Annotated in this window: 15 protein-coding genes; 4 read left to right on the top strand and 11 right to left on the bottom strand. The window is 36.8% G+C overall.

What is annotated here, in order from left to right; genetic code table 11:
• Positions 1-18: 18 nt before the first annotated feature.
• Genes D2K60_RS10775 through glgB form a run of 4 tightly spaced genes read right to left on the bottom strand, consistent with a single transcriptional unit; the run spans position 19 to position 5,635 of the window.
• Complete coding sequence (locus D2K60_RS10775; protein WP_117170388.1) at positions 19-1,443, bottom strand: glycogen synthase; 1,425 nt, start codon at positions 1,441-1,443, stop codon at positions 19-21.
• A gap of 22 nt (positions 1,444-1,465) precedes the next feature.
• Entirely contained in the window at positions 1,466-2,572 is a 1,107-nt protein-coding gene (gene glgD / locus D2K60_RS10770) for a glucose-1-phosphate adenylyltransferase subunit GlgD (RefSeq protein WP_117170001.1), read from the bottom strand.
• A 13-nt stretch (positions 2,573-2,585) separates the two neighbouring features.
• Complete coding sequence (locus D2K60_RS10765; RefSeq protein ID WP_117170000.1) at positions 2,586-3,719, bottom strand: glucose-1-phosphate adenylyltransferase; 1,134 nt, start codon at positions 3,717-3,719, stop codon at positions 2,586-2,588.
• 2 nt (positions 3,720-3,721) lie between these two features.
• Positions 3,722-5,635: a 1,4-alpha-glucan branching protein GlgB gene (gene glgB / locus D2K60_RS10760; protein ID WP_117169999.1), complete on the bottom strand. Its 1,914-nt coding sequence runs from the start codon at positions 5,633-5,635 to the stop codon at positions 3,722-3,724.
• Positions 5,636-5,818: 183 nt separating this feature from the next.
• Here glgB and pulA point away from each other — a divergent pair, with 183 nt between their 5' ends.
• The 3 genes from pulA to D2K60_RS10740 all read left to right on the top strand — a co-directional run bounded on the left by pulA (position 5,819) and on the right by D2K60_RS10740 (position 11,523).
• Positions 5,819-7,924, top strand: a complete 2,106-nt coding sequence (pulA, locus tag D2K60_RS10755) for a type I pullulanase (RefSeq protein ID WP_117169998.1) — start codon at positions 5,819-5,821, stop codon at positions 7,922-7,924.
• 1,128 nt (positions 7,925-9,052) lie between these two features.
• Positions 9,053-10,267 (top strand): EAL domain-containing protein, encoded by a 1,215-nt coding sequence (locus tag D2K60_RS10745; protein WP_117169996.1) that lies wholly within the window; start codon positions 9,053-9,055, stop codon positions 10,265-10,267.
• Positions 10,268-10,425: 158 nt separating this feature from the next.
• Positions 10,426-11,523 (top strand): methyl-accepting chemotaxis protein, encoded by a 1,098-nt coding sequence (locus tag D2K60_RS10740; RefSeq protein WP_117169995.1) that lies wholly within the window; start codon positions 10,426-10,428, stop codon positions 11,521-11,523.
• A gap of 101 nt (positions 11,524-11,624) precedes the next feature.
• On the opposite strand, the gene D2K60_RS10735 is transcribed toward D2K60_RS10740, so the two are convergent.
• From D2K60_RS10735 to D2K60_RS10715, 5 genes are all read right to left on the bottom strand, one after another.
• The gene (locus D2K60_RS10735; protein ID WP_240335297.1) at positions 11,625-13,082 is read right to left on the bottom strand and encodes a PH domain-containing protein; all 1,458 of its coding nucleotides are present in this window, start codon (positions 13,080-13,082) and stop codon (positions 11,625-11,627) included.
• Entirely contained in the window at positions 13,075-13,554 is a 480-nt protein-coding gene (locus tag D2K60_RS10730) for a PH domain-containing protein (RefSeq protein ID WP_117169993.1), read from the bottom strand. Before D2K60_RS10730 ends, D2K60_RS10735 begins: the two co-directional genes overlap by 8 nt.
• A gap of 78 nt (positions 13,555-13,632) precedes the next feature.
• Entirely contained in the window at positions 13,633-14,307 is a 675-nt protein-coding gene (locus D2K60_RS10725; RefSeq protein WP_240335296.1) for a DUF1129 family protein, read from the bottom strand.
• A complete protein-coding gene (locus D2K60_RS10720) occupies positions 14,307-14,633 on the bottom strand; it encodes a PadR family transcriptional regulator (RefSeq protein ID WP_117169991.1) in 327 nt (108 codons plus the stop codon). The genes D2K60_RS10725 and D2K60_RS10720 overlap by 1 nt, the downstream gene beginning before the upstream one ends.
• 867 nt (positions 14,634-15,500) lie before the next feature.
• Positions 15,501-16,283 (bottom strand): formate/nitrite transporter family protein, encoded by a 783-nt coding sequence (locus D2K60_RS10715; protein WP_117169990.1) that lies wholly within the window; start codon positions 16,281-16,283, stop codon positions 15,501-15,503.
• A 193-nt stretch (positions 16,284-16,476) separates the two neighbouring features.
• On the opposite strand from D2K60_RS10715, the gene D2K60_RS10710 reads away from it, so the two are divergent.
• Positions 16,477-17,175, top strand: coding sequence for a CBS domain-containing protein (locus D2K60_RS10710; protein WP_162880752.1), 699 nt, complete (start codon positions 16,477-16,479; stop codon positions 17,173-17,175).
• A gap of 57 nt (positions 17,176-17,232) precedes the next feature.
• Here the strand turns inward: D2K60_RS10710 and D2K60_RS10705 are convergent, their stop codons facing one another.
• Positions 17,233-17,775 (bottom strand): CotY/CotZ family spore coat protein, encoded by a 543-nt coding sequence (locus D2K60_RS10705; protein ID WP_240335295.1) that lies wholly within the window; start codon positions 17,773-17,775, stop codon positions 17,233-17,235.
• A 111-nt stretch (positions 17,776-17,886) separates the two neighbouring features.
• Positions 17,887-18,228 (bottom strand): thioredoxin family protein, encoded by a 342-nt coding sequence (locus D2K60_RS10700; protein ID WP_117169988.1) that lies wholly within the window; start codon positions 18,226-18,228, stop codon positions 17,887-17,889.
• Positions 18,229-18,369: the final 141 nt, after the last annotated feature.

Genomic DNA, 18,369 nt, shown 5'->3' with positions numbered 1-18,369 from the left:
GTTAAACACCTCCTAAAGTTACAAATCATCAATCAGCGTTTGATATAGTTCGGCATATGCATGACTGGAATCTGCCCAGCCAAACTGACTTTTGTTCGTGTTTTTTAGCAAGGAAGCCCATTGATCCGGATCATGATAGATCTGTAAGGAATAACGCATTATGTCTAACAATTCGTGGGCATTATAATTCGAAAAGCTAAATCCATTTCCAGTTTGTGTTATTTCATTGTAGGGTGTTACAGTGTCTTTTAAGCCGCCTGTTTCTCTGACAATTGGTACAGATTTATATTGAAGGGCGATCAGTTGCGACAAGCCGCATGGTTCGAACAAGGAAGGCATCACAAAGAAATCACTTGCGGCATAAAGTTGTCGTGCTAATCCTTCATCAAAACCTAGATAGGTTACTAATTTATCTTTATTTCTTTCTGCTGCATGGTAGAAATAGTTTTCAAACGCGTAATCGCCAGTGCCTAATAAGACAAATTGCACATCCTCTTGTAAAAATGTATCAATAATTGCCTCGAGTAAATGAAGCCCTTTTTGTTCGACTAGTCTGGTGACCATGACGTACATTGGGACCTGATCATCGATCGGAAGGCCCAGTTTTTCCTGGATATATTTTTTATTCTTTTTTTTCTTTAATCGTGAATACGCATAATTGTAGGGGAGATGCGGATCTGTCATTGGGTCATATTCATCTAAGTCAATCCCATTAATAATGCCCACTAAATCGTTTTGGCGTTCATTCAATAGAGGATACAGACCTTCCCCGTAGTAAGGTGTTTTAATTTCGTCGGCGTAGCTCGGACTTACGGTAGTAATTTTATCGGCATGAAATAGACCAGCTTTCATGCAATTTATTAGACCATTCCATTCTATGCCACTAATGTGACTAGATGGTAAGTTGAATAAATCCTGGTAAGCATCGATTTGCATAATGCCTTGGTACTTGATGTTGTGGATCGTGAATACTGTTTTTAATGGCTTAATTGGTTGGTGAATTTTTGCGAATGCTAGTGCTAAACCCGCTTGCCAGTCATGTGCATGTAGAATGTTCGGTTGGAAATCCAGTTTGGGAATTGCATCGATTACGGCCTGACAGAAAAAAACAAAGCGCTCGCCATCGTCATAATACCCATAGACACCTTTACGGGTAAAGTAGTAGTCGTTTCCAATAAAATAATAGACGATGTTCTGTTGGGTTAATTTATAGAGACTTGCCTCCTGGTCACGCCAGCCAACAGGTACGAAAATAGAACCAACCTGTTCTAATTCGTCCTGCCACTGTTCGATAACTTCTTGATAAAGTGGTAGGATGACAGATACTTTTATATTTTCATTTTGATTGAGCGCCTGTGGTAAGGAGCCAACCACATCCGCTAATCCACCAGTTTTTACAAAAGGTGTACACTCCGATGCGATAAATAAGATGTTATCAACCAATTGTTCGTGCTCCTTTCTTTCGTTATACTTTTCGTCGTTTTGCAATTACGAAAGGTTGCTCTTTTGCACCGTGAAGTTCTTGATTCCTTGTTATCGTTACATCCTTATCTAGGATGACATTTTCTAGATGGGCACCACCTTCAATGATGCAACGCTGCATAATGATCGAATCTTTAATAATCGCTCCCTCATTAACTTTGACACCCCGAAATAAGATACTATTCGTCACTTCTCCAGTAATCTCACAACCGCTTGCAATTAAGGAGTTTGTGACGTCTGCCTGATCATGATAGGTGGTTGGTGCCTGATTACCAACCTTGGTCAATACATGTTCCCCTGTGAAAAACAAATCTTTATAAGCTTCTTTTTCGAGTAAGGCCATATTATTACGATAATAACTCGAGACAGAGTTAACAATCGCACTGTATCCATCATACTGATAGGCCTGTATGTGTAACCGTTCAAGATTCGCCTTGATGCCATCCAAAAAGAAATGGCCTTTGTAATGGGCAATACAATCATCAATGAGTTGGAGTAAAAGATCTTTGTGTAGCACATAAACCCCGGTAAAAATACAAGGGTTCTTGATATCATTTGAAAGACCCGTCACCCATTGCTTATTATCTTGATCTACCTTCATACAAGCGCTATGTTCTGGCAGTGACTTTTCGTATGATGTTGTTAAAAGTGTCACATCTGCTTTTCTTTCAAGGTGAAACTGGAACAGATCATCGTAAACCGTATTTGAAATGAATTGGCTGCCACTTATTAAGACATAATCTGACTTGCCACGTTTAAAATAATCAATATTGTTGTGGAAATGTTTTAAATCGCCTTTAGAAATATCAGTCGGATCATTCCAATCTGGTGGGAGAATAAATAGCCCACCATGTCGTCGATCTAAGTCCCAATCTGCACCAGACCCAAGATGATCCATAAGGGAGCGATATTTACTTCGAGCAAAAATGGCTACTTCTTGAATGTTCGAGCGAACCATATTAGATAAAGTGAAATCAATTAAGCGATAGCGCCCAGCGAATGGTACAGAAGCACCGCTACGAAAATAGGTTAATTCATCTAAGAAATCTTGTTCATGCTCTAAATTAATTAAACCCATCATTGTGTCCATTATATGCACCTCCTCACATGGCTTTTACTTTTTCATTTGATAAAACAATTGGCTCTTCATCTGGACTTGCGATAATTTTCGTGCCAGGAGGGATCGAGACATTCTCTTGGACAATCACACGTTCTAGTTGCACATTTTCTCCAATCCGGACACCTGGAAGAAGGATTGCCTGCCGAATAACTGCACCCGCATCAATCACAACATTTTCAAACAAAACAGATTCTTCAACGGTTCCAGAAACCATGCACCCATTATTTACGAGGGAACGACGGACTAGTGCGTTCTCGTCAATCAGTTGTGGTGGGAATTGCGAATCGTGTGAATAGATCGACCAGTCTTTATTACTTAATAACTGTGCTAAATCCTTATCAAACAAATCCATATGTGCTTCCCAATAACTTTGAATCGTGCCAACATCCTTCCAGTACCCTTCAAACTGGTAGGCGCAGAGATAGCGATTATCAGCGAGCATTGTCGGTAAGATATTCTTGCCAAAATCGTGTTCAGAATCGGCTAGTTGTGCATCCTGCAGAAGATACTGTTTTAAGACTTTCCAGTTGAAAATATAGATACCCATTGATGCTAGGTTACTAGTTGCATCAACTGGTTTTTCGTCAAATTGATAGATTCGGAGATCATCGGTTGTATTGAGTATGCCAAACCGATATGTTTCATTCCATGGTACTTCAAGAACGGAAATGGTTACGTCTGCCTCGTTCTCTTTATGATGTTGCAACAATTTATCATAGTCCATATGGTAAATATGGTCACCAGAAATGACGAGTAAATACTCTGGATCGTAGCCTTCAATATAGTTAATGTTCTTGGTGATCGCATCGGCTGTGCCAAGATACCAGTTCCCGCCGTTGTTCTCAATAAAAGGGGAAAGGGTCGTTAATCCATCATGCATCCGGTCTAGGTCCCACGGTTTTCCAACACCAATATGTTTATGGAGCTCCAGTGGAGAATATTGGGTGAGTACACCAACTGTATGCATATGAGAGTTTAAGCAATTACTTAATGCAAAGTCAATAATCCGATATCTTCCACCAAAAGGGACGGCAGGTTTAGCTAGATTCTTCGTTAATAATCCTAATCGTTTTCCGACCCCACCTGCTAATAGCATCGTCACGCATTCTTTTTTCATGGTCAATCCACCTCCAAAGATAAGACCTTATCGTGTTTAAAAACACAGATGGCTAAAGGTGGTACTTTCACTTTAATATGGTCTGATTTACCATGCCATTCTGTTGGGAAACTGTCATGTAAGTCTGTATTGCATTGATTTGATCCACCGTAAATTGAAGAATCAGAATTAAATATTTCGTAGTATTTACCTGGTTCTGTTACACCGATTTTGTAATCGTAATGCACGTTTGGTGTGAAATTGCATACGATATAAACAGCTTCGGAAGCCTCGTTACTTTTACGCTTGAAAGCGATAATACTTTGATCGACGTTATCTGCATCAATCCATTCAAACCCATTTGGATCGTGGTCTAGTGTGAAAAGAGATGGTGTATTACGATAGAAATGATTAAGTGCTTTAACATAGTCAAGTAATTGGGTATGAAGCGGGTATTCTAATAGCAACCAGTCGAGTTCATGTTGGTCTCGCCATTCGATATACTGACCAAATTCGCCCCCCATAAAGATTAACTTTTTGCCAGGGTGTACCATCATAAAGCCAAAAAGTAGCCGTAGATTAGCAAATTGTTGCCACTGATCACCAGGCATTTTGTTTAACAAGGAACGCTTTCCATGTACAACTTCGTCATGAGAAAGCGGTAGGACAAAGTTTTCACTGTACATATACATAAATGAAAAGGTTAGTAGATTATGGTGCCATTTCCGATAAACAGGATCATATTCCATATACTGCAACATATCGTTCATCCAGCCCATATCCCATTTGAAATTAAAACCAAGGCCACCGAGATAGGTTGGTTTACTGATGCCAGGAAGATCTGAGCTATCTTCCGCCATCATTAATACATTTGGGAAGAATTTAAAGACAACTTCATTTAATTTTTTCAGAAAAGCAAGTGCCTCTAAATTCTCATTACCACCAAAACTATTTGTCAGTTGTTCTGTCTCATCTTGCCGGTCGAAATTGAGGAACACCATACTGGCGACTGCGTCAATTCTGAGCCCGTCGATGTGATAATTATCTAACCAAAAGATTGCATTTGAGATAAGAAAGCTTTGTACTTCTGGTCGACCAAAATCAAAGGTAAGGGTACCCCATGACTTTTTTTCAGCCTTTCTTGGATCTGCGTATTCGTATAAAGCTTCCCCATCAAATTGCCGTAGACCATGGGCATCTTTACAAAAATGACCAGGTACCCAGTCCATGATCACACCAATATCATGTTGATGGCATTGATCAACGAAATATTTGAAATCATTCGGACTACCGAAACGACTTGTCACGGCATAGTAGCCAGTAATTTGATAGCCCCATGATAAGTCAAATGGGTGCTCTGCAAGTGGTAGTAATTCAATATGTGTATAACCAAGTTCTTTTACATACGGAATTAATTGTTCGGCTAGTTCTTTATATGAATAAAGACTACCATCTTCCTTTGTTCGCCAAGAGCCGAGATGCATTTCATAAATGAGAATCGGTTCACGATAAGAGTGATACGTTTGTTTTTTCCGTTCCCACTGTGCATCTTGCCACCTATACAGATCAGGAGTAGGCGTTATTGAAGCGGTCCGTGGTCGAACTTCGGCTTGTTGTGCATACGGATCTGCTTTTAATAAAACGGCACCATCTGATGTTGTGATCTGGTATTTGTAGCAAACATTAGGCATGATCGTTGTGAAGAACCCAACCCAAAGTCCAGATTGATTCAAGCGCTCTAACGGATAATCGTTACCAGTCCAGTTATTAAAATCACCAACAACCGCAAGTGAAACCGCATGGGGTGCCCAGACAATGAAACGTAGCCCTTTTTTATTATTTTGTATTTCTTGGTGGCAACCGAGTAACTGATGACTATAATAGTTAGTGCCTTGATGAAATAAAAACACATCTGGATCAGATATGAAAGTTGACATGGAACCCCCCTGGGAAAAGATGTATTTAAATTTTAAACAAACTGTAAAAAGAGAAATATTTTAGTTTATGCTGGCATAATCATTTGCAGTGGAACAGTTCTCTTATAGTTAGATATACGTGTTTGATCGATACTTTATAACCTAATTTAAGATTATCTAGTATGTAGAAATGAGGACAAACAAATGAAAAAAAACTGCGCATGGTTGGACGAACCAAATAAAATACGTGTTGTATTCACAGAGGTACTACAACATACAACAATAAAGCCAGTTATAAAAGATAAGCAGCAGATCTATGCTATCGAATCAATGGATTGGAACGAAAAAGAAGTGATCATTATACTCGAGCAAAGTGCAAATAGTGATGAGGAAATGACTCTATATTGGATAGACATGGAATTGCCGATCTATCCAAGAGGAATTGTTCGTACGGACATTTTTGAGGAAAAATACGATGCACGTGAGGCCTTACTTGGCGTGAACTATTCACGTAGAAAAACGTCCTTCTCGATTTGGGCACCAACAGCGACAAATATGGTACTTAGCTTAAATCAGAAAGAATATCTCATGCAAAAAAAGCCAAATGGCGTTTGGACAGTTGCCGTACGTGGAGACTATCATTTAGCACGTTATTATTTTTTAATTACAGTTAATGGAGAAAAAAACAAAATCAACGATCCCTATGCAAAAGGGCTGACACCAAATGGTATAGAGAGTGTCGTTTTAGATAGTCGCCGGACAGACCCGGTAGATTTTAGAAATGAAACGTATGCGCCTGTGTCAAAAGCGGATGCGATTATTTATGAACTTCATGTCCGGGATGCGACAAGTGCGGAAGAAAGTGGTGTCACTGAACGCAATCGCGGCAAATTTCTTGGACTAACTGAATTAAACACGACGAATCCTGCTGGTTATTCGACAGGTTTGTCTTATATAAGGGAATTAGGTTGTACCCACGTTCAACTCCTACCGCTTCAGGATTTTGCACGAGTAGACGAATTGAATCCTAGTGAAGGCTATAATTGGGGGTACGATCCACTGCATTATTTTGTGCCAGAAGGAAGTTTTGCGACAGATGCATGCGACCCAGTTTTGCGTGTCAAGGAATGTAAAGAAATGATTCATGCCTTTCATAAAGAAGGATTGTCCGTCATTTTAGATGTCGTATTTAACCATGTTTATGATCATGAAAATTCTGATTTTGAAAAAGTACTACCTGGCTACTTTTTTCGATATCAACCGGATGGTAAAGTTAGCGATGCAACAGGTACAGGCAACGACCTTGCGACAGAAAGAGTAATGGTTCGTAAATTTATTCTGGACTGTGTCGACTATTGGTTAAGCGAATATCTTGTCGATGGTTTCCGCTTTGATTTAATGGGGATAATCGATGTGGAAACGATGCAGGCAATTCGTGAGCGATGTAACCAAGAAGATCGTCCGATTCTGTTGCTAGGTGAAGGATGGGAATTAGACACACCGCTTTTACCTAAACAAAAATCCTCCACGAATCAAAGTGATCATTTAATGGGTATTAGCTTTTTTAATGATTCCTTTCGAGATGTTGTCAAAGGAAAATTATTTGATCAATTAGACACAGGGTACGTCAATGGCAATGGTATGTATAATGAAAAAATGCCACAACTCGTTGCAGGTTCCTCTGATCAACGATTTGGAAATTCACTGTTTTCTGACCCGTTACAATCTGTAAATTATGTCGAGTGTCACGATAATCACACCTTGTGGGATCGATTAGACCTTTCAAATCCGACAACTTCAAATGAAAATAAAAAACAGATGCATCAATTAGCAACAGGATTAACATTACTATCCCAAGGTATCCCATTTATCCATGCAGGACAGGAATTTTTTCGGACAAAGAAGGGCGATGAAAATAGTTATCTATCAGGTGATCAGATTAATCAATTGGATTGGTCACAGCGCGAGATAGAAGACCAAAATGTGCAGTGGGTCAGGCAATTAATCCAATTCAGAAAAGCACACCGTTTACTACGACTTGGAAATGCAAAAGAAATTGAACATCGCTTGCATATTATTCGTGCTCAAAATCCGGCATTAGGCTTTCTATTAGCAGGAGCGGATGAAGATTTGGTTGTTTTTATAAATCCAACGAATGAAACGATCAAAGTAGAGATGCCAGCGCTTGGAAGATGGGAAAAATCACTAAGCAACAAAAGGGAAACAGTGACAGAGATAAGCTGTTTACTAGATTCTTGTGTAACTATTGATGCGTATGAGTTAGCTGTTTTCAAAAAAAAGAGAGAGTAACACGAACCTCGTTATAAAAGTGTAGCCAGTAGAAATAATTATGCTAAAATAGCAGAAGGAAGATACTATTTTAGTTGGGGGCTTTTAAAATTGAAAGATTTTTTCAAATATAAGGTTTTTTTAGTGATGGGTGGATTTCAGTTACTCGTATGTATCGGATTTGGTTATTTATTAGTTTCAAGGTTCCAAGATAATTTACTTTTAATTGTTATAGAGGTTCTATTGGTTATTGGTATCCTATTAAATTATGTGTTTTACCGCTATTTTAAAAAAATATATACCAATATAGATAAGTAACTTAATTTTAACAGAGTGAAATAGGCATTTAAGTCTAGGTCTAACAAGGAAGTCTATTCCAAAGTTGAAGTTGACTTCGTACTCCTTACGTAAGCATCATTACGTTTCAACTTACGAACTTAAGAGGAAATGCGACGTCACTTCATCGAGATTTCGTTCTATTCTTTATAAGTTCCGTGTTAATATGCCGCTGCGTAAAAACACTCGCTTTCCATGGGGAACGCTTCAGCCTCCTCGCGAGCAAAAAGCGCTCACTGCGGGGTCTTCAGACTGTTCCTTTCCCATAGGAGTCTCGCATTTTTCCTCCGCTGGTTAGCATTACTAATACAACAAGGAAATGCCTTATCTATTTTATCAAAAGTTATATTGTGATTTTGGCAATCAGTGAACTATATGAAAATATTCAAAAGGCCTGTTATGGTTGAAATAGTAAGCGACGGAAATACACTACGACTCCTGCAGGAACAGCGCGATCTGAAGATCCACTTCGTAAAGCGCTTTTTGCTTTACGAAGTTAGCTGAAGACGTGCCTGCGGAAAGCGAAGTGTATTTCCAGAGCGAATTAAGCTGTTACGTAATGTCGCAGTTTATGGAAATTTAGTCATAAACATTGTCATGTAATATAACAGATATAAGCCAAACTTAAAACAGTCTTGGTGAGAAAGTTGAGTAAGTAACTATGAAAGGAGCGATGATGGTAGCAGTCATTGCTCCTTTTACTTGTTTGTTTATTATTTAAATTTTCTGATAATTATTAAAATGACAGTTTTTTCAGCAAATTATCACTGCTTTTTATGATACAATAGTAGTGTTGTGAAGGAGGGAAAGTACATGGATCCGTTAGATATTGTCGGAGATTTAGATCGTGTAAAACCAGCGTATCAGCCTATTTTTAGCGCCATAACCCATACGATTGCGGGTTATGAAGTATTAGGTCGTTTTTATAATGGTGAGGAATGGATAAGTTTAGGTGATTTTTTTCATGACCTAGAAGTGCCAGCTGAATTTAAAGTTGAAGTTGATCAACATCTCTTACATATTGCAATCAGAGAAATGTTGGCAACTGATCAAACGTCTTTTTTATGTATAAATCGTAATGCCAAACAATTACTTGTCAATGACGGCGAAGATTTATTACAAGCATTGCTATTGTTTGAAAAAGAAGGCTTTGCTATGAATCGAATTGTGATTGAAGTGACAGAAGAAGACATAGACGAAGATTTTGAGAATATAAATCATTTATTACTTTATTATAAAACATATGGGATTCAAATTGCGATTGATCATGTTGGTGCCAAAAGTGCTAATATAGATCGGATTCGTCAACTAGAACCACATATGTTAAAAATTGATACACGGATAATTGGCAGCTATAAGGAGGAAGGATTTCAAGACATCATGTATTCACTTGCAATGTTAGCACATCGAATCGGTGCTGCCTTATTGTTTGAGAACATTGAAGATGATTTCTTAGAATACTTTGCTTGGAAGAATGGCGGCCGTTATTATCAGGGTTTCTATCTTGCCAAACCTGCTTTTGAACTTGGTTCGACCGAGACAGTAAACGTGAATATTAGTGAAAAAGTATCGGAATATATCCAACGGGAGAAATCGTTGATTGAAGAGCGTTTAGGTTATATTTTATCTTGGGAAGAAAAACTTAAACAGTTACTACCACAGTGGAAAGACCCGGAAAATGTTGATGGATTTATCGAGGTGGTAACAAGTAATTTTAATCAAGAAAGCTTTCGGATGTATGTTTGTGATAGTAATGGTCAACAAGTGTCCGCTAACTTTAGAAAACAAACAACAAGTTGGCAAATTGAGACTGATCGAAAAGGTTCAAACTGGGCATTCCGTCCCTATTTCCTAGAAAATATGATGCAAATGAAAATATGGAAAAAAGGCATATTGTCTGACATTTACTCAGATATTGAGACAAGAGAATTAATCCGAACATTTAGCTATCCATTATCCAGCTCATACTATTTATTTATAGATATACAATATACATTTATTTATGAGAATGAATGTTTATTAATTTGATAGGTATTTGATCTAGTTGATCACAAACACGATTAAATGCTCACAAATCCAATAGATTGATCACAAACGCAATCAAATGATCACAAACAACATAAAGAGGGTTCCGCTAAGATATGCGGAACTTTCTCTATTTACAAACATGAGAAGTAGGTGTATCAATGCACGTTTATCACCAGTTTGTTCGGCGTATTATTATAAATTATTTAATTGGTTCCTTCATTGCTGTCCTACTAGTCGGGGGAACGTTTATTTTTACAACATTAGAGATTCCAGAAATTGAGCTATCTGTTATGATCGCGACTATTCTCGTTTCGCTTGTTGTCATGATGGGAGCAGAATTATATGTTCTCCACAAAGACCTACATATGATCAAGTTTGCGACGTCCGATCAGGAACTTTCAATGGATGAAATTACTGCAGCCTATAAACAAACACACCGCTTTCCATTTTTAACTGTGCGCAGAATTTTGTTACCACATTTCCTTGGATTTTCGATACCAGCTGGAGCTATCTCTATTCTATTTATTCAAATGGGAATCTTACATGTTTCCTATCAATATGTCGTATATGCGTATATTGGTTCTGCCTTAGTTGCCCTTATGCATGGACTTGTTGAATATTATTTGACGATTGAAGCAATTAAACCAGTTTTAGCTGAAATAAGAAAAAAAGCAAGGACGATTCACCAAATTGAATTATCCACTCATGGTTATATATTTGTTACGATTAGAAAAACGTTAATAGCTAGCGCTTTAGTGATTGGTGTTTCGCCAATATTATTATTTACGGTATCTGCTCAAATTCGTTTAGAAGAGGTGGCACCTGATATAGCTGCTGATTATTGGAACTGGGCTGGAGCAATTATTGTCATGAGTATATTGTTCGCCTCTTTGAGTGCATGGTTATTTGCTAAATCAATTCAAGATCCAATTACAGAATTGCAAGTCTCGATGAAAAAAGTACAAGCAGGAAATTTTGCTGTGGGTGCAGAAGATAATTATTCAAATGATTTTTCAAAACTAATAGATGGGTTTAATCATATGGTACTCTCTCTAAAAGAGAAAGACGCAATGGAGAAAATGCTGCCTGGTGTTCGATCACACTATGAACGGTTTGATGGTAAAGGGTATCCCGATCAATTAGAAGGGGAACATATACCTTTATTTGGTCGAATTATTGCAGTTGCTGACGCATTTGATGCGATGACATCAAACAAGGCCGTACCGAAATGCGATGCCAAAAGAGCGCGCATATGACATTATTAGAAGTGGGGCAGGTACCCAGTGGGACGCACAGTGTGTAGCAATCTTTTTAACACAAAATGGCCAAACCAAATAAAAAACAGGGCAACGACAAGTTAGTCGGAACCCTGTTTTTCTGTATAAGAATACCAATCTGCGATTCGATCGACATCTTCTTCTTCAAGCTCAGATAGTCTATAGTCCCTTCCGAAAAAATTATTAAGAATAGAACCTTTCAACGAGGCAAGATTTTGTTTACGATGAAGGATATGTTGTTTCTTTTCAAAAGCTTGAATACGCTTTTGTTTCAGCATAATAATTTCTTTTGAGAGCTGACGCATCTGCAACGTTAACATTGATTCTGTCAGATTGAAACTATTTGTCCGGTGAGTCAGGACACCTAACAAAATAGATAATGCTAGTACGATAATAGGAATCCATATCCAATCGATAAAGAAGATACCTACAGCAATTGTTGCAAGTAAGGGAATCCAAATCGAACGAATAAGATAATAAGGTAACGCCCGTTTTGGTAAGGCCGTATAGTTCTCCGGTAGGTCACTATACTCTGGAATTATTTCATTTAAAAAGTCGTGTATCTTATTTTTGCGTAATAAAGGAAACAGAATCGTGTTTGTGCCTTCTTGTTTATCTGTTTCCCCACCAGCAATCTCAACAAAAATTGTTGCTAACCCTAACGGTTGGCGAATAATGGATTGTGTAATACCTACAGCTTGGATTCGTTTCAACGGAATTGTTGTCTGTTTCTTTTCTAACAAACCACGTGTAATATATAACTCCTCTTCATATCTCGTAATTGTGAAATTGCCGTATTTAATTATCGTACCTACAATACCAACAAGCCAAATACCAATAAAGAAAAGGATCGATAGTATCACAATTGTTTCAATCGCTTGTGATACGAGCCAAGTGGTTGTATCTTGATAGATTTTATCTGGAATAAGCGTTTCAACCTGAGATGAAAGGAAGGCTAGTAAAGCTAGAATGATCCCAAAACTACCAGATGTTGATCCTGCAATAAATAATTTTTGAAACGAAATCGTGCGAGATGGATAATCGATCTCAGGCTTACTTTCGTCTGCAACGAGGTGCTCGTCACTGTTAGTTACGGTAGGTCGCTTTGCTTTTAATTGATCATGTAACCATTGCCCCTCCGTAAATGTTACCGCAGTAAGTGCTGCATCAACATCTTGATCACTACCGGCTGTTTCAATTTGTACCTTTGTTAATCCGAAAATACGATGGATAACATTTTGAGATAAGTCTATCGATTGAATTCTATTTTTAGAAATCGTCCGTTTTTTACGTATAAAAATACCTTGTTCAATCCGTAATTGATCTTCGTCAAGTTGATACGTGAATTTCATCCAACCTATAACACTAAAAATGATGAAAACAACGGTTAGAACGACAACACCTAGAATGACATATTTAAAGAGTCCATCATTAGATGCTAATAAAATAATCGGAAGTAAGCCAAAGATAGATTGTCTTATCGCGTTTATTGCACGAAAAATTATTGCCGCTGGATGCAGTCTTTTTGCTTCAGACATCATCTTGCTCCACCCTCGCTAACTCAGCTATTTGATCACGTAAGGCATATGCTTCATCTTCCAGTAGTGCTGGTATTTCATGTGTTGTAGCTGCTGTTGAAATTGTTAAGCTTGCTAAGCCATATCTTTTTAGAATCGGCCCTTGCTTGGTATCGACATGTTGGACACGAATCATCGGTACAAGTGTACGCGTGACAATCAGAATGCCGTTTTGAATATAAATCTCTTGATCATAGATTTGATAACGCCATCGGTTCCAACGAATCTTTGGAATAATTAAAATAGTAACAATACTCTCTACTAATGTTAGTGCTAATAAGCCAATCGCATACCAATAAGAAAACGTAAAAATGTTTGCCAAAATAAATAGGGCAATCGTAACGATAAGTGGAATGAGTGCCATTAGTGTGGCATTTAATTGCCAAGCCTTGATTGCATCTGCTGCAATCCGTTCCTTTGGTGATTGTCTCAAAAATATCTTCCTCTCTAGAAAAGTAGTCTACTATACATACGATAGAAAAAGGTAAATCGTTTCATTAATTGGTAACTTTTATTTTTTTAGTAAACGCCAATTAATTAGAAATAAACCTAGACTTGCGAAAAGAAGAACCCAATAAGGTATGTCGATTGCAATACCGAAATCAGGAAAAAATAAATAAATAACAACTACCATACCTAATGTAATTATGCTAAGTAGCCAAAGAATAAAAAATTCTTTTACCTTATGAATCTTTTTAAAAGTAGTCCAACGAAGATAATGAACAATTACCCAGACAAAAAGAAAAGCAAACAAGATGGAAAGAATACCTTCTATAAGAATGGATGGAAGATGGGTAACTCTGTATAACTCACCAATTTCAAAAAAATAAAATAAAACAAGATTAATAGTACTAGTGGCAAAAATACCAGCAGATAAGAACGATAAAATTCCAATGTTAATAAAAGTAAACCGTTCTTTCGTAAGCATTTTTGGTAATTCGCCAACGATCTCATCTGCATATTGTTTCGGATTACCACCGAAGACATCCTCAGCTGTCCGCCCCTGATCCTGTGCTGTTAGTAAGTGATCTAATAGCTCGGTTAATATTTCTTCAGTTGCTTGTTCCGATTTTTGATAGGAGAGACGAAGATATACGAGCATTTCCTCATAATAAAACAAATTCTCTTCATTTAATTGTTTGCGTTTTTGATTGTTTTCTTCAATTAATTCTGTTGCTTTCATCATTATTCACCGTCTTTCTTTAATAGTTGATCAACTGGTGATTTAATCATCTCCCAATTTTGTTTAAATAGTTGAAGTGCATCTTTACCGGATTCTGTTAAGGTATAATATTTCCGATTCGGACCACTAACTGATTTGCGCATTTCACCGGTAATTAATTTCTCTTTTTGTAAACGTAATAAAATTGGATAGATTGATCCTTCACTCACCTCTAATCCTTGTTCTGCCAATTTAATCGATAGTTCGTAACCATAGACTGTTTGTCGTGAAATAATTGCTAAAATACATCCTTCTAAAATCCCTTTATATAACTGACTTCGAATTGCCAAACAAATCATCTACCTTTATTAGTATCTTGTTATACATAATAGCCTAGCATGCTTCTTACTAACATGCAATGCATAGTAGTGATTGTTTATGTTTTTAATTTTGGAAAGTATCGTTAAAAAAGTAAAATATGATTTAACATACAGTTCCGGAAATATACTATACTTTTCTTTGGCATAACTTTACGGTCTTTCAAAATCTGCATTTTATCTGACGCACTTGAGAGAAACTCAGTCGTAAGAGTGGACTCTTACCCGCTACGTCAGTAAATGGATTCGCTTTCCGTGGGCACAGTCTCAGCTAACTTGGTAAAGAAAAACGCTTCACCAAGTGGATCTTCGACTTGTGCTGTTCCCACAGGAGTCTCACCCATTTACTTCCTACGCTGGATAGAGATTAAATTTAAAATATTATCTGCTATTGATAAAGTTTTATTGTGCTTTTGACAACAGATTCCCGCATTATGCTATTTGATTGTAGCGTAAGACAGTCGACTCCTGCGGGAAAAGCAAGATCTGAAGATCCACTTCGGAAAGTGCATTTTGCTTTTCGGAGTTAGCTGAAGACTTGCCCGCGGAAAGCGACTGCCTGAAGTGGAAATCAACAAGACAGTTACGACAGAGTCTATGGTTATTCAGTAATCAACAACTTTTTTAAATAGTGTCATGCTTTATAATGAACACAATCCAAACTCATAACATCAAACGATTAGCGCTTTTTTTTAAGTGAGAAAGTTGAGTTAATTAAATTAAATCTAAGCAATATGATAAAAAGGAGCTAAAAAAAGAGGTCACACAATTTGTGTGATCTCTTTACTATTTATCAGTTGCATACAATTTTGATAATGAACTTAACGAGATTTTTTACTGCTATTTCACGTCCATATAGGGCTTGTTAATATAATTATATACCCAACCCATTAACAAGTGTCCGCCAATAATATTCCCAATTGTGACAGGTATTAAGTTATAAATTGCGCCGCTAATTGAAATGGTATCTGGATGCTCTAATATTAAAGCGATAGAAAATGTTACCATATTTGCTATGCTATGTTCATACCCAGAAATGAAAAATCCAAATACGAATAGCATCATCACAAATAATTTTGCGCCATCACCTTTCATCTTCATTGGAATGAAAAAGGCAAGACAAATAAGCCAATTACACAATATTGCCCGGAAAAACAGTTCCCAAAAAGAAATGTCCATTTTCTTGGCTGCTGCACTCATTAAAAATGTACTTACATTGCCATCTGCAAAAAGGCCAGTTAAATAGATAAAGATGGCAAAGCCAATTGCACCAATAATATTACCTAAATAGGTCATTCCCCACATACGAAAAACATTTATCCAACGCATTTTTTTATTCAATGCTGCTATTGTAAAATAAAAGGTGTTACCTGTGAAAAGATCTCCACCACCATAGACGATCAAGATAATCGCAGCACCAAAGGTAATTGCGGCCATTGGATATGCAAAAGGTGAGCCTTCTAAATAAAAATAATTTCCTGTTTTAAAGGCAACAATAACACCAAATCCGATAAACATGCTCGCGAGAATAGCGCGAGTGAGATAGATAAGACGACTGTTCTTAAACGTTTCTTGTTTTTTTAATGCTAATTGTTCAACTTGTTTTAATGCGTCCATTTCCATTTTATCACCTGAAAATCTATAGAATTTTTATTTCTGTTTTAGTCTCTTGATAAGGCCAATAAATATTATCATACAATTATTCATAACGATGTACAACTTAAAAGTATAATTTTACCTATTCATTATTTGTTTTCTATGAATATGACGTGTAAAGTATAAGCAAATAGAGTTCAAGCGGGAGGAGTACATGCTAATGAAAAATTCAGAACGGTTTATCATTGCTTTTAATAAAATCGAAGCATTTTTTGATAAAGAAATTAATGAAAAAAGACATCTTTCATTTTATCGCTCAGTCCAATTGTTAAAACGATCGAATGCGATTGTGGATCGTTATCAAGATGATTTAATAGAATATGCAGAATTACGTAATGCTATTATTCATGAACGGACGAATACGAAATATGCGATTGCTGAGCCGCATGACGATGTGGTGGTAAGAATGGAGAACATTGAAAAGAAATTGACTGCACCAGAATTAGTAATACCACGATTTTCTAAGAGAATGCGTCAAATTCAAGCAAACGATACTTTAAGTGATGTTCTTCGCGTTATTCATGAAACCGACTATTCACAGTTTCCAGTTTATCTGAACAAAGAATTAATAGGGCTCTTAACGGATAAGGGGATTACACATTGGTTGTCTAAACATGTAACAAAAAATGCTGATCAATTATTTCATACAGCTGTAAGTGATATTATCAGAGATGATGATAGAGCACACAATTATAAATTTATTAATCAATCAATGAGTATGTATCAAGCTGAACATTTTTTCCTAAAGCAAATTAAACAAACGAAGCGACTTGACGCATTGTTAATCACAAAAAATGGTAAGCCCGAAGAAAAGTTGTTAGGCATGATTACAACGAAAGATTTAATTGAAATACCTTAAAAAATATACAAAACAAAAAATAGGGTGCTCAAGTAGAGCACCCTATTAAAGATAAACTTAGTCTTCTTCGTTCATTGTAAATGAAGAAACGGGGAGAGGTGTAATTGGAGCAAGACAAGTGATACTACAGAAACAATCTAAATCTACAGTTATACAGATTCCAGTTGATTGGAAATTCCTAATACTATTGCCAGGGAAATAATCACATACATCGCGACCGCCTGGACCTGGAGTAGATCCTCCAGCTGTTACTGGAAGTAATAGTTCTAGTTTGACACAGCAATCACTACCTTCAATGAATTTCTTCGCGCGGAAAATAGGAGTTTCTACACAACCAAAGTAGGTGTTTCCAGACATCCCTAACTCATCTTGAAAGACGCCATTACCAATAAAAGGTTTACAATCCTGACAATAAAGAATGAAAGGTATCGTTGTATTAGTACCATTTACCGTTTGTGGTGAAAGTAATTGTTGGATCGATTTTTCACAACTCGTGACACAGTGGTTATTATTATTTGCTACTTCATCTTGCGCATCAACAATTTGTTGTACAATGTCACATACACATTGATCAAGTTCCGTATTCATAATACTATTCAAGATAATTCCTCCCTTCTATTGAATATACTTTACTATACGTAATAGAAATGGAAAGGATAGGTATAGATATCTAGTTAATATAAAAATAGGGAAATATATGCGTTTAATATATTAACTCTTGTTGATTACCCCTTGATAGATTTTATTTAAACGTTCTTCAAACACTTCAAGATGGACGATTCTTGCTTCTCGTAAATATTCCTTTCCTTCTACAAATAATAGTAGAACAGGTACAGTGAAAATTGAAAATCTACCAGCTACTTCAGGTAATTGATCGACTTCTATATGTCCAAGTGTGATTTCTGGATATCCTCTCATAATTCTTTCTACTTGAGGTAATAAACTATGACAAACACTGCAATTTGGTCTTGAAATATAGAGAAAGGCAATTTCATTTTGAGTTATAAATTGGTCTAGTTTATCGGTAGTTTTAATCATCTGAAATATAGACATGATCCATTCCTTCCTTATAAAATATTTCGCTCCAAAATAGATTGGTGTAGTTTATCATCGTTTTCTATAATAATGCAAGTAAATAGTTATTTGTCAATAATTTGTCGAAATAAAACGGAAAATATTCGGAAAGCTATACAT

The organism is Paraliobacillus sediminis (assembly GCF_003426055.1).
The sequence above is the reverse complement of the archived record's forward strand: the minus strand, read 5'-3'. Positions and strand labels throughout refer to the sequence as shown.

Coding starts and splice junctions, on each gene's coding strand:
- glgD (WP_117170001.1), bottom strand. CDS start 2,572: ATGGACACAATGATGGGTTTAATTAATTTAGAGCATGAACAAGATTTC.
- D2K60_RS10765 (WP_117170000.1), bottom strand. CDS start 3,719: ATGAAAAAAGAATGCGTGACGATGCTATTAGCAGGTGGGGTCGGAAAA.
- glgB (WP_117169999.1), bottom strand. CDS start 5,635: ATGTCAACTTTCATATCTGATCCAGATGTGTTTTTATTTCATCAAGGC.
- pulA (WP_117169998.1), top strand. CDS start 5,819: ATGAAAAAAAACTGCGCATGGTTGGACGAACCAAATAAAATACGTGTT.
- D2K60_RS10745 (WP_117169996.1), top strand. CDS start 9,053: ATGGATCCGTTAGATATTGTCGGAGATTTAGATCGTGTAAAACCAGCG.
- D2K60_RS10740 (WP_117169995.1), top strand. CDS start 10,426: ATGCACGTTTATCACCAGTTTGTTCGGCGTATTATTATAAATTATTTA.
- D2K60_RS10735 (WP_240335297.1), bottom strand. CDS start 13,082: ATGTCTGAAGCAAAAAGACTGCATCCAGCGGCAATAATTTTTCGTGCA.
- D2K60_RS10725 (WP_240335296.1), bottom strand. CDS start 14,307: ATGATGAAAGCAACAGAATTAATTGAAGAAAACAATCAAAAACGCAAA.
- D2K60_RS10715 (WP_117169990.1), bottom strand. CDS start 16,283: ATGGAAATGGACGCATTAAAACAAGTTGAACAATTAGCATTAAAAAAA.
- D2K60_RS10710 (WP_162880752.1), top strand. CDS start 16,477: ATGAAAAATTCAGAACGGTTTATCATTGCTTTTAATAAAATCGAAGCA.
- D2K60_RS10700 (WP_117169988.1), bottom strand. CDS start 18,228: ATGTCTATATTTCAGATGATTAAAACTACCGATAAACTAGACCAATTT.